The sequence below is a fragment of the Noviherbaspirillum humi genome (genome assembly GCF_900188095.1).
GTDB classification, from domain to species: domain Bacteria; phylum Pseudomonadota; class Gammaproteobacteria; order Burkholderiales; family Burkholderiaceae_D; genus Noviherbaspirillum; species Noviherbaspirillum humi.
The window spans coordinates 1-13,753 of the sequence record NZ_FZOT01000033.1 but is presented as its reverse complement, the minus strand read 5'-3'; the positions used below and the strand labels follow the sequence as shown (position 1 = coordinate 13,753).

Annotated in this window: 14 protein-coding genes and 1 pseudogene; 13 read left to right on the top strand and 2 right to left on the bottom strand. The window is 63.1% G+C overall.

Translation table 11 applies throughout. The annotated features are described in order from the left end of the window. Window positions 1–368: ferredoxin reductase (locus CHB88_RS23765; protein WP_176442640.1), on the bottom strand; the 368-nt coding region annotated here is incomplete at its 3' end. A 361-nt stretch (window positions 369–729) separates the two neighbouring features. On the opposite strand from CHB88_RS23765, the gene CHB88_RS23760 reads away from it, so the two are divergent. The 5 genes from CHB88_RS23760 (at window position 730) to CHB88_RS23740 (ending at window position 6,040) form a co-directional block, all read left to right on the top strand. Beyond that, window positions 730–1,425, top strand: a complete 696-nt coding sequence (locus CHB88_RS23760) for a TetR/AcrR family transcriptional regulator (RefSeq protein WP_176442639.1) — start codon at window positions 730–732, stop codon at window positions 1,423–1,425. A gap of 52 nt (window positions 1,426–1,477) precedes the next feature. Next, window positions 1,478–2,683, top strand: a complete 1,206-nt coding sequence (locus tag CHB88_RS23755) for an MFS transporter (protein WP_176442638.1) — start codon at window positions 1,478–1,480, stop codon at window positions 2,681–2,683. Between the two features lie 199 nt (window positions 2,684–2,882). Next, window positions 2,883–3,947 carry an amidohydrolase family protein gene (locus CHB88_RS23750; RefSeq protein ID WP_089401842.1) on the top strand — a complete coding sequence of 355 codons (1,065 nt, stop codon included), beginning with the start codon at window positions 2,883–2,885 and terminating at the stop codon, window positions 3,945–3,947. A 312-nt stretch (window positions 3,948–4,259) separates the two neighbouring features. Then, entirely contained in the window at window positions 4,260–5,252 is a 993-nt protein-coding gene (locus CHB88_RS23745) for a Bug family tripartite tricarboxylate transporter substrate binding protein (RefSeq protein ID WP_089401841.1), read from the top strand. 71 nt (window positions 5,253–5,323) lie between these two features. Next, complete coding sequence (locus tag CHB88_RS23740; RefSeq protein WP_245845227.1) at window positions 5,324–6,040, top strand: class II aldolase/adducin family protein; 717 nt, start codon at window positions 5,324–5,326, stop codon at window positions 6,038–6,040. Between the two features lie 317 nt (window positions 6,041–6,357). On the opposite strand, the gene CHB88_RS23735 is transcribed toward CHB88_RS23740, so the two are convergent. After that, window positions 6,358–7,266: a LysR family transcriptional regulator gene (locus CHB88_RS23735; RefSeq protein ID WP_089401840.1), complete on the bottom strand. Its 909-nt coding sequence runs from the start codon at window positions 7,264–7,266 to the stop codon at window positions 6,358–6,360. Between the two features lie 134 nt (window positions 7,267–7,400). Between CHB88_RS23735 and CHB88_RS23730 the strand changes: the two genes are divergently transcribed. The 8 genes and pseudogenes from CHB88_RS23730 to CHB88_RS25755 all read left to right on the top strand — a co-directional run. Next, the gene (locus CHB88_RS23730; RefSeq protein ID WP_089401839.1) at window positions 7,401–8,387 is read left to right on the top strand and encodes a 2Fe-2S iron-sulfur cluster-binding protein; all 987 of its coding nucleotides are present in this window, start codon (window positions 7,401–7,403) and stop codon (window positions 8,385–8,387) included. A 23-nt stretch (window positions 8,388–8,410) separates the two neighbouring features. Continuing rightward, entirely contained in the window at window positions 8,411–9,457 is a 1,047-nt protein-coding gene (gtdA, locus tag CHB88_RS23725; protein WP_089401838.1) for a gentisate 1,2-dioxygenase, read from the top strand. A 35-nt stretch (window positions 9,458–9,492) separates the two neighbouring features. After that, the gene (locus CHB88_RS23720) at window positions 9,493–10,191 is read left to right on the top strand and encodes a fumarylacetoacetate hydrolase family protein (RefSeq protein WP_089401846.1); all 699 of its coding nucleotides are present in this window, start codon (window positions 9,493–9,495) and stop codon (window positions 10,189–10,191) included. A 54-nt stretch (window positions 10,192–10,245) separates the two neighbouring features. Beyond that, window positions 10,246–11,508: an aromatic ring-hydroxylating dioxygenase subunit alpha gene (locus CHB88_RS23715; RefSeq protein ID WP_089401837.1), complete on the top strand. Its 1,263-nt coding sequence runs from the start codon at window positions 10,246–10,248 to the stop codon at window positions 11,506–11,508. Window positions 11,509–11,516: 8 nt separating this feature from the next. Continuing rightward, complete coding sequence (locus CHB88_RS23710) at window positions 11,517–11,990, top strand: aromatic-ring-hydroxylating dioxygenase subunit beta (RefSeq protein ID WP_089401845.1); 474 nt, start codon at window positions 11,517–11,519, stop codon at window positions 11,988–11,990. Window positions 11,991–12,006: 16 nt separating this feature from the next. After that, entirely contained in the window at window positions 12,007–12,321 is a 315-nt protein-coding gene (locus tag CHB88_RS23705; RefSeq protein ID WP_089401836.1) for a non-heme iron oxygenase ferredoxin subunit, read from the top strand. 135 nt (window positions 12,322–12,456) lie between these two features. After that, complete coding sequence (locus CHB88_RS23700) at window positions 12,457–13,629, top strand: ABC transporter substrate-binding protein (protein ID WP_089401835.1); 1,173 nt, start codon at window positions 12,457–12,459, stop codon at window positions 13,627–13,629. A gap of 10 nt (window positions 13,630–13,639) precedes the next feature. Next, window positions 13,640–13,753 (top strand): annotated as a pseudogene (locus CHB88_RS25755) (branched-chain amino acid ABC transporter permease); the annotation flags it as partial.

Below are 13,753 nucleotides of genomic sequence, written 5' to 3'. Positions count from 1 at the left end.
ATGCACAGGATGGGCGTGACGCCGATGCCGCCGGCAAACAATAGATAGTGCTTGGCCTGGTTCAGCGGGAAGTGGTTGCGCGGCTCGCTGATGGTGATGGTGTCGCCTTCGTTGATGCTGTCATGCACGGCAACCGAGCCGCCGCGCGAGTTCGGGTCGCGCAGCACGGCAATCAAGTAGCGGTGGCTTTCGGTGGGGTCGTTGCACAGCGAGTACTGGCGCACCAGGTCGGGCCTGACCTGCACGTCGATGTGGGAGCCGGCGGAGAACGGCGGCAGCGGCTTGCCATCGGCGCTGGCGAGTTCAAAGCTGTAGATGTCTTCTGCTTCTTTCGTCTTCTTGACGACTTTGACGGCGAGTGTGTTCATGGCTCACTTCTGGAAGGGCTTCCGCCGGGGCGAAAGCGGATGAAAAAAAGATATTGTAGTTCGGCGGAGGGTCTCGTGCTTGGCATGACGACCGGACTGGCTCCGGATGGCAGCCGCCGGCATTGTTCGAGGTCTTTTGCCGCGGCGCACGGCACGGATTGCCACGTGCCGAACGATAAATAAGCCCCGGCAGGGTGTCAAGAAAAAATGAGCGCGTTATAAAAATCCGAGCATTTTCGGATCAGGCGTGATATATTTCATGCGCCCGATCTGCTGCTTTGGAGGCGGATCGATGCATGCGGGAAAGCCGGAGGTGCGCTTCCGTTACCCCAATAGATTGCACGAAACCTTTCTCTTATCAATGACCGTTTCCGCCAAAATACCAGACGCCGTCATGGACCCGCCCAAGCCGCCCGGCCTGCGCGAGCGCAGCAAGCTGGAGAAGCGCCGCCGCATCAAGGAAGCGGCGCGCGAGGTCTTCATCGAGAAAGGCTACGAGGCTGCCACCACCCGCGAAATCGCGGCGCTGGCTGACGTCGCCATCGGCACGCTCTTCGTCTACGCCAAGGACAAGCGCGACCTGCTGATGCTGATCATCAACGACGACCTCGACGCGATCAACGATACCGTCATGAAGAGCGTGGCGAAGAAGGGCAGCCTGCTGGACCAGCTGACCGAATTCTTCCGCAAGCGCTACGCCTATTGGGCGAAGGAGCTGCGCCTGGCGCGCCCGGCGCTGCAGGAAACCTTCGACTTCATCGCGCCGCGTTCCGAAATGGGCGCCGAGACGGCACGCTTCTATGCGCGCCGGCCGAAGATCGTCGCGCTGCTGACCGAGATCATCAAGGCCAAGCAGGATGCAGGAAAGATAGCGAAGAACGATTCGCCGGAAGCGATCGCGAATCTGATGATGACCATCTACCTCACCGAGAATCGGCGCTGGCTGAACGAGGAGAAGCCGACCGTGGAGCCGGGCATCGCCCGCCTGCGCTCGCTCCTGTCGCTGGCCATGCGCGGCATCGGTCCGGCGCCGGAAGAAGTCGGCGAACCCGAGTAATCCCCTTTCCACCCAGAACACTGGCTCGCAGGCCGAGTCCCGAAAGCTTATCGTGAGTTTCAACCGGAAGAAGATCATCAGCGGCATTTCCGCCGCCGCCTTTCTCGGGCCTTTCACCCAGACGGTGTACACCCCCAGCCTGCTCAAGCTGCAGGCCTTCTTCCATGTCAACACCTTCCTCATCAACCTGACGATCTCGCTGTTCACCGCCATTCTCGCGGTAAGCAACTTCGTCATCGGCCCGATCGCCGACAAGTGGGGCCGTCGCGCCACGCTGCTGCCCGGCATGATGGTGTTCGTGATCGGCTCCCTGATCTGCCTGTTTTCCACCTACTACGAATTCTTCCTGCTCGGCCGCGCGGTGCAGGCGGTCGGCATCAGCACCGCCATCCTGGTGGCGCCGACGGTGATCGGCGACATCTACCCGCCCAACGAGCGGGCTCGCGCCATGAGCCTGTACCAGACCATCAATCTGATGGGTCCGGTGTTCGGGCCGGTGGTGGGCGGGCTGATGGCGGCGGCGTTTTCCTGGCAGGCCATCTTCGGCGTGCTGGTGGCGGGCGGCGTCGCGGCCTGGCTGTACAACCGCGTCAACCTGCAGGAAACCCTGCCGGAAAACCATGAGCCGATGCGCATCACGCTGGCATCGTTCGCCACGGTATTCGGCAATCGCTCATCATTCTCCATCATCCTGCTCGGCTTCAGCCAGATGTTCGGCTACTACCTGTTCCTGGTGTTCCTGCCGAAGGTGCTGGATACCTTCTTCACCCTGCCGGCCTCCAGCTATGGCTTCTTCTTCGTGCCGCTGACGGCCGGGCTGGTGCTCGGCGTGCGCCTCGGCAATCCGCTGCAGCGCTACTGGACCCGCACCCGCATCCTCGGCATGACGTCGCTTGCGATCGGCCTCGCCGTCCTGCTGTTCTGGCTGACCATGGAAGCCAAGCTGCTGGGCATTCCCGCCCTGGTGGTCTTCCTGGCGCTGTATGGCCTGCTGCTCGGCTGCAGCATGCCGGTGCAGTCCACCATCCTGGTCAATGTGTTCGAACGCCAGAAGGGCACCGCCGTCGGCATCTACAATTTTTCCCGCTTCATGGGCGCGGCCCTGGGCCCCCTGGCGGGCGGCTTGCTGGTCATCCGCTTCAACGTCGAGACGGTGTTCCTGTCGCTCGGCCTGCTGCTGGTGGTGGCTGCCTTTTTCATCTATCGCAATCTCGCCGATCCTTACGAACAGAAGGGCCAGCGGACCGCGGCCGGCTGAGATCAGCGCCGCATTTCCATCTTCGATCAAACTGACGAGCCGGAAGATACCGGCAACCGACATGGAGGAGACGCCATGAGTAGCACCAGGAAGAAATAAAAGAAGGAGACCAGCGGCGGGGCGTGCAAGCGTCCCGCCGGCGGCCTGGCATGCTCAGGCCGGGCAATCATCATCACCCCGAACCAAGAAGGAATCAGCAATGGACCATAATCAGACGGCAGCCAAGCCCGTGCCGGGCAAGGTCGAGTACAAGCGCATCGCCACCGAGGAGGCGTTCTGCCCCAAGGAGATGTTCGACATCTACCGCAAGATCCTCGCCGGCCCGGATCCCGATCCCGGCTTCGTTAGCCTGATGGGCTTCTACATGAGCAGCCCGAGCGAGCGCGCCCGCCACATCATGAACTGCCTCACCGACCTCGGCGATCAGCGCCTGGCGCACATGGATGAAGCCGGCATCGATCGTCAGGTGATCGCGCTGACTTCGCCGGGCGTGCAGATCATGGACCCGGAAACCGCCGTGTCCTTCGCCAGGATCGCCAACGATGAGCTGGCCGAGGCGGTGCGCAAGCATCCGACCCGCTTCTCCGGCATGATCGCGGTGGCGCCGCAGAACCCGGCCGAAGCCGCGAAGGAAATCGAGCGCGGCGTCGGTCTCGGCCTGACCAGCGTCATCATCAATTCCCATACCCACGGCGAGTATCTCTCCGACCCGAAGTTCTGGGAAATCTTCGAAGCGGCCGAAGCCAACAACACCCCGATCTACCTGCACCCGAACACCCCGCCGCGCGAGATGATCAAGCCGCTGCTGGAAGTCGGCCTGGACGGCGCCATTTTCGGCTTCGGCGTCGAGACCGGCATGCATGCGCTGCGCATCATCACCGCCGGCGTGTTCGACCGCTTCCCGAAACTGCAGATGATCATCGGCCACATGGGCGAGGCGCTGCCGTTCTGGTCCTATCGCCTGGATTACATGCACCGCGCCACCGTGGTCTCCAAGCGCTACGAGTCGATGAAGCCGATCAAGAAGAAGCCGAGCGACTACCTGCGCGAGAACTTCTACATCACCAACAGCGGCGTGGCGCACGAGCCGGCGATCAAGTACACCCAGGAAATGGTGGGCGTCGACCGCGTGATGTACGCGATGGACTATCCGTACCAGCATTCGCTCGAGGAAGTCGTCACCCTCGACAACATGAACATGGATGCGGACAAGAAGAAGGCCTTCTTCCAGACCAACGCGGAAAAGGCGTTCAACATCAAGTAAGCCGCCGGCTTGCTGATCATTTCGGCGCCGCTTCCCGAGGAGGCGGCGCCGGTGCCGCAAGCGACGGCAGCAAAAACACCGGACAGTCGAGCCCATGATGGCCATGCCGGGACGCAAAGAATCCGATCAACAAGGAGGAGACCTTGTTCACACGCTGGAGCATTACCCGGCTTGCCCGGGCTGCATGCCCGAGGGCATGCGCTCGCTGCGCCATTCATCTCGCCGCACCCGCGGCAAGCCCGCCCGGCTTGCGCCCGCTTTCATGCTTTTCCGGTTCCGGAAAAGTCTTCCATCCTTCACTCTGCTGAGATCATGAAAATCGCAACTTCTCTTGCGGCGCTCGGCTTCATCCTGGCGACCGCCGTTTCCCTGCCTTCCCACGCACAGGCGCAGTCCTCCGCGCCGCAGGGCTACCCCTCGCGGCCCATCCAGTTCATCGTGCCGTACACGCCGGGCACCACCGCCGACGTGCTGGCGCGTCTGCTCGGACCGCGCATTTCGCAGCACTGGGGCGTGCCGGTAGTGGTGGACAACAAGGCCGGGGCTGCCGGCATCATCGGCTCCGATGCGGTGGCCAAGGCGGCGCCGGACGGCTACACCTTCCTGTTTGCCGCCACTTCCTATGGCACGGTAGCCGTCACCAGCAAGAATCTGCCCTTCGATCCGGTGAAGAGCTTTGCGCCGGTATCGCTGCTCGGCACCAGCGCGATGACGCTGGTCGTCAATAACCGTTTCCCGGCGCAGAACATGAAGGAGTTCGTGGCCGAGGTGAAGAAGCAGCCCGGCGTGCTCAACTATGCCTCGCCCGGCATCGGCAGCTCGCAACAGCTGGCGATGGAATTGCTGAAGCAGGAGACCGGGATCAACCTGACCCATGTGCCCTACAAGGGCAGTTCCGGCGCCATCAACGACATCGTCGCCGGCCATGTGCAGGCCAGCGTGGTATCGGTGCAGAGCGCAACGCCGCTGGTGCAGTCCGGGAAGATGCGCATGCTGGCAGTGCTCGGCAACGAGCGCGTGCCGACCTTTCCTCAGGTGCCGACCGTCAACGAGACCGGCGTGGCCAACATGGTGGTGGAAACCTGGTACGGCGTGATGGCGCCGGCGGGAACGCCTGCGGCCATCGTCAACAAGATGAATGCGGAAATCAACCAGCTGCTGGCACTGCCGGAGGTGAAGGAAGCGATGGCCAAGCAGGGCGTCAATCCGACCGTCGGACCGCCGGAGCGCTTCGGCAACCTGCTGCGCAATGAACTCAAGTTGTGGAGCCAGGTGGTTTCGCGCGGCAAGATCAGCGTCGACTGAGGCCGGCGTGCCGGCTGGGCGCTTCCTCACCGAGAAATGAATATCGCAACGTAAAACAACAGGAGACTATCGTGAGCTTGTTCCAGGACCTCGTCATTGCCTACCGCGTGCTGGCCGACTACGGCATCATCGACGCCTATGGCCACATCAGCGTGCGCTGCCCCGACAACCCGAACCGCTTCTGGATGGCGCGCTCGGTCGCGCCGGAGCTGGTGACCGAAGCCGACATGATGGAGTTCGACATGGAAAGCGAGCCGGTCGACGCCCGCGGCCGCAGCCCGGTCAATGAGCGCTATATCCACGGCGAGGTGTACAAGGCGCGGCCGGAAGTGATGGCGGTGGTGCACAACCATTCGCCGTCGGTGATTCCTTTTTGCTGCAGCGATACGCCGCTGCAGCCGATCTTCCACATGTCGGCCTTCATCGGCCTCGGCGTGCCGAACTGGGAGATCCGCGAAGCGCGCGAAGGCAGCGACATGCTGGTGCGCGACAACTACCTCGGCGCATCGCTGGCGCGCCGCCTCGGCAATCATCCGGCGGCGCTGATGCGCGGCCACGGCGCGGTGGTGGTCGGCGAGAGCCTGCAGATCGCCGTGGGGCGCAGCGTCTATCTTGAGCAGAATGCGCGCATGCAGTTCCAGGCCGAGCTGCTGGCCGGCCCGGGCGGAAAGATCACCTTCATGGATGAGAAGGAGGTCGCGGCCAATGTGGTGTGGCAGGAGTACGGGCGGTTCTGGAATCTGGTGAGGAACAAGTACATCAGGAAGCTGGAGGAGGAAAGCGCGTAGCAGGGGCGTAGCAGGGAATTCGCGACGCATGCGTCGCGCCTGCGGAGCCGGTTGCGCTTGCAAGCGCAACCGTGGGGGAGGTCCAAGCATAAAGAAATCCCCTCCCTTTCAAGGGGAGGGACAGGGTGGGGATGGGTTTCTGTAGCACTCAAAGAATGTTCTTTAGTCGCACAGGAAACCCACCCTCACCCTATCCCTCCCCCTGAGGGGGAGGGGACTTCCTTTGCTGCGCGACCTCACCGCACGGGTTCGCTTGCAAGCGAACCCGGCTTCGCGAGCGCAGAGCAGTGCTCTGCGAAACCCTCGCTGCGCCCCTGCTACGCACCCCCACCAAACAACTCAAACACCACTCCCCGCAACCACTGATTCGCCGGCTCCTTGTGCACCTTCGCGTGCCAGAAAATATTGATTCCCACCTCAGGCAACGCAACCGGATGCGGCACATAGCGCAGCCCGAAAGGTTTGGCGCACTGCATCGCATAGCGCTCCGGCACGGTGGCGATCATGTCGCTGTTCGAGAGGATATGGCCCACCGCCACGAAATGCGGCACCGTCAGCCTGACCTTGCGCTGAATGCCCTTGCGCTCGATGGTCTCATCCATGCGCGCATGGCCGGTGCCCGGCGATATCACCACCACATGGTCCGCCCCGGCGAACTGCGCCACGCTCAGCGCGTCGCCGAAGCGCGGATGATCGGCCCGGAACATGCAGACATAGCGCTGCTGAAACAGCCGTCGCTGGAAGAAGCCTGACTTCAGCTGCGGCAGCAGGCCGACCGCCAGGTCGACATGGCCGGCTTCCATTTCGTCCCGCAGGTTGATGGCGGTATTGCGCACCGTGCTCACCGTTACGCCCGGCGCCTGCCGCGCCAGCGCATCCATCAAGCCGGGCAGAAAATAGATTTCCCCGATGTCCGTCATGCCAACGGTGAACTTACGGTCGCTCGTCAGTGGATCGAATTCGCTGCGCCGGTTCAGGGTGCTGCGGATGGTGCCGAGCGCATAGCCGATCGGCTCGGCGAGCTGGCTGGCGTACTCGGTCGGCTCCATGCCGCGCGAGGTGCGCAGGAACAGATCGTCGCCGAGCAGCCTGCGCAGGCGCGCCAGCGCATTGCTCACCGCCGGCTGGGTCAGGCCCAGCTTCTCCGCGACCGCCGATACCCGGCGCTCCATCAGCAATTCATTGAAGACCACCAGCAGGTTGAGGTCGATGTCCTTCAGGTCCATGGTCGAAAGCGTTCCCGGAAGCGCCTAGTAATATTCATTAAATCAATGGGCATGATTCACCAAATCCCCTATTTTAATATTCCTTCGCTTCTTATAATCCAGTCATTGTCAATTGCGCTACCACTCATTGCCCCATGGAACTGGTCGTACATCCGCTGGATCGCAGGATCACCGTCACCCCGGGCGCGAATCTGCTCGATGTTCTTCGTGAACACCAGGTGCCGGTGTCCTACAGCTGCACCGCCGGCCGCTGCGGCACCTGCCGCTGCAAGGTCACCCGGGGCGATGTGCTGGAATCCGGGCCGGAAGCGAAGATCACCAATCCGGGCGAGGGCCGCTTCGTCCTGGCCTGCATGAGCACCGTCACCGAGAGCTGTGAGATCGAAATTCCCGAGCCGGACGAGGTGGTGATCCATCCCGCCCGCATCATCAAGGCATCGGTCACGGCCATCGAGGACATGACGCACGACATCAGGCGCCTGCGCCTGCGCCCGGCCAAGCCGCTGGAATTTTCCCCTGGGCAGTACGTCAACCTGCAGTTCACGCCTGACCATGTCCGCCCCTATTCCATGGCCGGGCTGTGCAGCGATGGCGAACTGGAGTTCCATGTGCGGGTGGTGCCGGACGGCCGGGTCAGCGGCTACGTCGCCAACCAGCTGAAGGTCGGCGATTCGGTGCGCGTCACCGGGCCGCTCGGCACCGCCTACCTGCGCCGCAAGCACGAAGGCCCGATGCTGTGCGTGGCCGGCGGCACCGGCCTGGCGCCGGTGCTGTCCATCGTGCGTGGCGCGCTGGCGGCAGGCATGCGCAATCCGATCCACCTGTATTTCGGCGTACGCTCGCCGCAGGACATCTACGGGGCGCAGTGGCTGCAGGCGCTCGCCGAGCGGCATGCCAACCTGAACGTGCAGATCGTGGTCGCCATGGGCAATGAGGATGCTTCCCTGCGCAGCGGCCTGGTGACCGATGCCGTGGCTGCCGACTGGAATGATTTCAGCGGCTGGCGCGCCTATCTATGCGGCGCGCCGCCCATGGTGGAAGCAGCCGCTATGATGGTGAAGCTGCGCGGGATACAGGCGGAACATGTCTACGCCGACGCTTTTTACCCGGCAGCCAGCTAAACCGATATCCGAGGAGACGACACATGCATGCCCAAGCCATTCCCAAGGAAGCCCTGGCCGAACGCAAGGCCTTCTACGACCGCATCAACGAATTCAGCATGACCCCGCTCTGGGAAGTGCTCAACGCGCTGGTGCCGCGCACGCCCACCACGCCGGTCGTGCCGACGCTGTGGCGCTACAGCGAAGTGCGCGAGCACGTGATGGAAGCCGGGCGGCTGATTTCCGCCGCCGAGGCCGAGCGCCGCGTGCTGATCCTGGAAAACCCGGGCCTGCGGGGGCAGTCGTCGGTGACGCATTCGCTGTATGCCGGCCTGCAGCTGATCCTGCCGGGCGAAGTCGCGCCGGCGCACCGCCACAGCCAGTCCGCCCTGCGCCTGGTGCTGGACGGCGAGGGCGCCTATACCGCCGTCGACGGCGAGCGCACTACCATGCGCCGCGGCGACTTCATCATCACCCCGTCATGGACTTTCCATGACCACGGCAATCTCGGCAGCGATCCGGTAGTCTGGCTGGACGGCCTCGACATTCCCACGGTGCGCTTCTTCGACGCCGGCTTCGCCGAGCCGGGCGAGCGCGAATCGCAGCAGACCTCCCGCCATGAAGGCGACGCGCTGGCGCGCTATGGCAGCAACATGGTGCCGGTCGACTTCTATCAGCGCCCGCATGAGCCCACCAAGGTATTCGTTTATCCCTTCGCCAGGACGCGCGAATCCTTGCTCGGTGTGTCGAAGAGCGGCATCGATGCCCATTTCGGCCACAAGCTGCGCTTCGTGAATCCGGCCACCGGCGCCTCGCCGATGCCGACCATCGGCGCCTTCTCGCAATACCTGCCGGCCGGCTTCGAAACCCAAACCTACCGCTGCACCGACAGCACCGTCTATGTCTGCCAGGAAGGCGAGGGCGCGGCCGAAATCAATGGCCAGACTTATCGGTTCGCGGAGAACGACGTGTTCGTGGTGCCGTCCTGGCACAGCCTCAAGCTGCAGGCCGGACGCGGCACCATCCTGTTCAGCTTCTCCGACCGCCCCAGCCAGCAGGCGCTGGGACTGTGGCGCGAGCAGCGGCTCTGACAATCAAGCAATCAAAAAACGATATGGAGAACACCATGGACTACGCCGTACCGCCGGCCCCGATCCACACTTTGGCCGTCGCCGGCCGCAGCGAGCGCTTTCCGGTCAACCGCATCTTCTGCGTCGGCCGCAATTACGCCGCCCATGCGCGCGAAATGGGCAAGGACCCGACGCGCGAACTGCCGTTCTTCTTCATGAAGCCGGCGTCGGCCACCGTCGATGCCGCCAATGGCGAAGCGACCATCCCCTATCCGCCGAAGACCAGCAACTTCCACCATGAAATCGAACTGGTGGTGGCCATTGGCAAGGGCGGCGCCGACATTGCCGAAGCCGATGCCCTCAGCCATGTGTACGGCTATGCCGTCGGCCTCGACATGACCCGCCGCGACGTGCAGCTGGAAGCGCGCGACAAGGGCCGGCCCTGGGAATTCGGCAAGTCCTTTTCCCAGTCGGCGCCGATCGGCGCGCTGCATCGCGCCCAAGACATCGGCCATCCGCAGTCGGCGGCGATCATGCTCACCGTCAACGGCGAGCCGCGCCAGTCCTCCGACATCGACAAGCTGATCTGGTCGGTGGCCGAGTCCATCGCCTTCCTGTCGGCGTACGAGACCCTGGAGCCGGGCGACATCATCATGACCGGCACGCCGGAAGGCGTGAACGCCGTCAAGCCGGGCGACGTCATGCGCGGCAGCGTCGCCGGCCTCGGCGAGATCACGGTCAGGGTCGCAGGCTGAACGCGGCGGCAAGCAAGGGCAATTCGAGAATCTCCATTCTTCAAGGAGCACATCATGGGCGACATTCCCGCCATCTTCCCGGTGGCGCCGGCCTGGGAAGCGGAAGGCACCAGCCGGATTCCGTTCTGGGCCTATACCGACGAGGCGCTGTACAAGCGCGAACTGGAGCGCTTCTTCTACAAGGGCCACTGGTGCTACGTCGGTCTCGAGGCCGAGATTCCGAACCACGGCGACTTCAAGCGCACCGTGGTCGGCGAGCGCTCGGTGATCATGACCCGGGCCGAAGATGGCAGCATCCATGTGCTGGAGAATGTCTGCGCCCACCGCGGCATGCAGTTCTGCCGCGAGCGCCACGGCAACAAGAAGGACCTGGTGTGCGCCTACCACCAGTGGAGCTACAGCCTGAAGGGCGACCTGCAGGGCGTGCCGTTCCGGCGCGGCGTGAAGCAGGACGGCAAGATCAACGGCGGCATGCCGAAGGACTTCAAGCCGGAAGACCACAGCCTGAACAAGCTGAAGGTGTCTACCCGCGGCGGCGTGGTGTTCGCCTCCTTCGACCACGAGGTGCCGTCGCTGGAGGCGTATCTCGGCCCGACCATCCTGCAGTACTTCGATCGCCTGTTCAACGGCCGCAAGCTTACCATTCTCGGCTACAACCGCCAGCGCATTCCGGGCAACTGGAAGCTGATGCAGGAAAACATCAAGGACCCGTACCATCCCGGCCTGCTGCATACCTGGTTCATTACCTATGGCCTCTGGCGCGCCGACAACAAGTCCGAGCTGAAGATGGACGAGCATTTTCGCCATGCGGCCATGATTTCCACCCGGTCCAATGCCCAGGTGAAGAACGAAGTCACCGCCGGCGTCTCCAGCTTCAAGGAATCGATGGAGATCCAGGACAAGCGCCTGCTCGACATCGTGCCCGAACCCTGGTGGGGCGGTCCGACGGCGGTAATGATGACGGTGTTCCCGAGCGTGATCTTCCAGCAGCAGGTCAACAGCGTCTCTACCCGCCATATCCAGCCGGATGGCCACGGCAGCTTCGATTTCGTCTGGACCCACTTCGGCTTCGAGGACGACACGCCGGAGATGACCCAGCGCCGCCTGATTCAGGCAAACCTGTTCGGGCCGGCCGGCTTCGTGTCTGCCGACGACGGCGAGGTGATCGAGCTGTCGCAGAATGGCTTCGAGCAGAAACCCTATCATCGCGCCCTGGCCGAAATGGGCGGGCGCGAGATCGAGAACACCGATCACATGGTGACGGAATCGCTGATCCGCGGCATGTACGACTACTGGCGCAAGGTAATGGGGGTATGACCAGCATGATGAACGATTTCCAGACCTATTTCGATCTGATGCGCCTGTACGCCGACTATGCGGCGGCGGTGGATGCCGGCGACTGGGAAAAGTGGATCGAATTCTTCACCGAGGAATGCGAGTACAAGGTGCAGCCGCGGGAAAACTACGAGCGCGGCTTCCCGCTGGCCACGCTGGCGCTGATTTCCAAGCGCATGCTGAAGGACCGGGCCTACGGCATCAAGGAAACCCTGTTCCATGATCCGTACTACCAGCGCCACGTGGTCGGCGTGCCGCTGGTGCGCAGCCAGGAAGGCGACGCCATCGTTTCGGAAGCGAATTACGCGGTGTTCCGCACCAAGCTGTCGCAGGAATCGACGGTGTTCAACGTCGGCCGCTATCTCGACCGGGTGCGCATCACGCCGGAAGGCATGAAGTTCGAATCCCGCATATGCATCTATGATTCGGAAATGATTCCGAACTCCATCATCTATCCGATTTGATTTTTCAGAGGAACACATGACCCAGAACTGGATCGATGCGCTTGCAGCCGACGACGTGCCGCAGGATGACGTGATCGGCGTCGACGTGGCCGGGCGCGACATCGCGCTGTACGGCATGGACGGCGAGGTCTTCGCCACCGACAACATCTGCACCCACGGCCATGCGCGCCTGTGCGACGGCTTCCTGGAGGACGGCGAAATCGAATGTCCGCTGCACCAGGGCCGCTTCGACGTGCGCAGCGGCAAGGCGATGTGCGCGCCGCTGACCGAAGACATCCGCAGCTATCCGGTGAAGATCGAGAACGGCAGGGTGTTTGTCGATCTGGGCTGAAGCCGGACGCGAACACGCATGCGCATTCATCCGCCTCGTCACGCTGCTGACGGGGCGGTCTTGTCACACATGCGCCCGGCCTTTTCCATGCCGGACGCAACATAAGCAAACGAACCAAGGAAGCAGGAGACGACCATGAAATACAACAAGATTCATCAAGCCGTGCTCGCCGCCGCGCTGTCGGCCATTGCGGGCGGCGCCTTCGCCGACGTCAAGATCGGCCTGTCGGCGCCGCTGTCCGGCACCCAGGCGGTGGTCGGCCAGGAGCAGGTCGACGGCTTCATGCTGGCGCTGGAGCAGCTCGGCGGCAAGCTGGGCGGCCAGGCCGCCACGGTGGTCAAGGAAGACGACCAGCTCAAGCCCGAACTCGGCAACCAGATCATCCGCAAGTTCCTGGAGAAGGACAAGGTCGACGCCATCGTCGGCCTGGGCTATTCGAACGTGCTCATGGCCAGCCTGAAGCCCATCGTCGAGTCCGGCACGGTGGCCATCGCCACCAATGCAGGACCCTCGCCGGTGGCCGGCGCTTCCTGCGCAGCCAATGTCTTCTCCACCGCCTGGCAGAACGACGGCGCGGCGGAAGCCATGGGCAAGTATGTGCAGGACAAGGGCATCAAGCGCGTCTACCTGATGGCGCCGAACTACCAGGCCGGCAAGGACATGCTGGCCGGCTTCAAGCGCATGTACAAGGGTGAGATCGTGGACGAGGTCTATACCCAGGTCGGGCAGACCGATTACTCGGCCGAACTGGCGCAGCTGCAGGCAGCCAAGCCGGATGCGGTGTTCGCTTTCTATCCGGGCGGCATGGGCGTGAGCTACATCCGGCAACTGAGCCAGGCCGGCATGCTGGGCAAGCCCGCCAACTTCTCCGTCTTCACCATCGACGGCACCACCATGCCGGCGCTGAAGGATGCGGCGGTCGGCACGGTGTCGGGCGCGATGTGGGATGCGGCCCTCGACACGCCGGAAAACAAGAAGTTCGTCGCCGCCTTCGAAGCCAGGTACAAGCGCACGCCGAGCGAATACGCGGCCACGGCCTATGACGCGGCGCAGATCCTGAACGTTGCCTTGACCAAGGTAAAGGGCAACACCGCCGACAAGAAAGCCTTCGCCGCCGCCGTCAAGGCTGCCGGCCAGGAATTCAAGTCGGTGCGCGGCCCCTTCAAGTTCAACAACAACAACCTGCCGATTCAGAACTACTATGCCTTCGAGGTGGTGAAGGAGGGCGGCAAGCCGGCGGTCAAGCTGGCGGGCACGCCCCTGCAGAACCATTCCGATGCCTACCATGCGAAGTGCCAGCTGAAATAAGGACATTCCCATGAACTTCAGTCTGCTGATTCCGCAGCTGCTGAACGGCCTGCAGTACGGCGTGCTGCTGTTTCTGCTGGCCGCCGGGTTGACGCTGGTGTTCGGCATCATGAGCTTCATCAAC

What these genes read in the sequence shown, in the direction of transcription:
- CHB88_RS23735 (WP_089401840.1), bottom strand. Translation starts at nt 7,266, where the DNA reads ATGGACCTGAAGGACATCGACCTCAACCTGCTGGTGGTCTTCAATGAA.
- gtdA (WP_089401838.1), top strand. Translation starts at nt 8,411, where the DNA reads ATGCATGCCCAAGCCATTCCCAAGGAAGCCCTGGCCGAACGCAAGGCC.
- CHB88_RS23700 (WP_089401835.1), top strand. Translation starts at nt 12,457, where the DNA reads ATGAAATACAACAAGATTCATCAAGCCGTGCTCGCCGCCGCGCTGTCG.
- CHB88_RS23730 (WP_089401839.1), top strand. Translation starts at nt 7,401, where the DNA reads ATGGAACTGGTCGTACATCCGCTGGATCGCAGGATCACCGTCACCCCG.
- CHB88_RS23750 (WP_089401842.1), top strand. Translation starts at nt 2,883, where the DNA reads ATGGACCATAATCAGACGGCAGCCAAGCCCGTGCCGGGCAAGGTCGAG.
- CHB88_RS23705 (WP_089401836.1), top strand. Translation starts at nt 12,007, where the DNA reads ATGACCCAGAACTGGATCGATGCGCTTGCAGCCGACGACGTGCCGCAG.
- CHB88_RS23715 (WP_089401837.1), top strand. Translation starts at nt 10,246, where the DNA reads ATGGGCGACATTCCCGCCATCTTCCCGGTGGCGCCGGCCTGGGAAGCG.
- CHB88_RS23745 (WP_089401841.1), top strand. Translation starts at nt 4,260, where the DNA reads ATGAAAATCGCAACTTCTCTTGCGGCGCTCGGCTTCATCCTGGCGACC.
- CHB88_RS23710 (WP_089401845.1), top strand. Translation starts at nt 11,517, where the DNA reads ATGAACGATTTCCAGACCTATTTCGATCTGATGCGCCTGTACGCCGAC.
- CHB88_RS23760 (WP_176442639.1), top strand. Translation starts at nt 730, where the DNA reads ATGACCGTTTCCGCCAAAATACCAGACGCCGTCATGGACCCGCCCAAG.
- CHB88_RS23720 (WP_089401846.1), top strand. Translation starts at nt 9,493, where the DNA reads ATGGACTACGCCGTACCGCCGGCCCCGATCCACACTTTGGCCGTCGCC.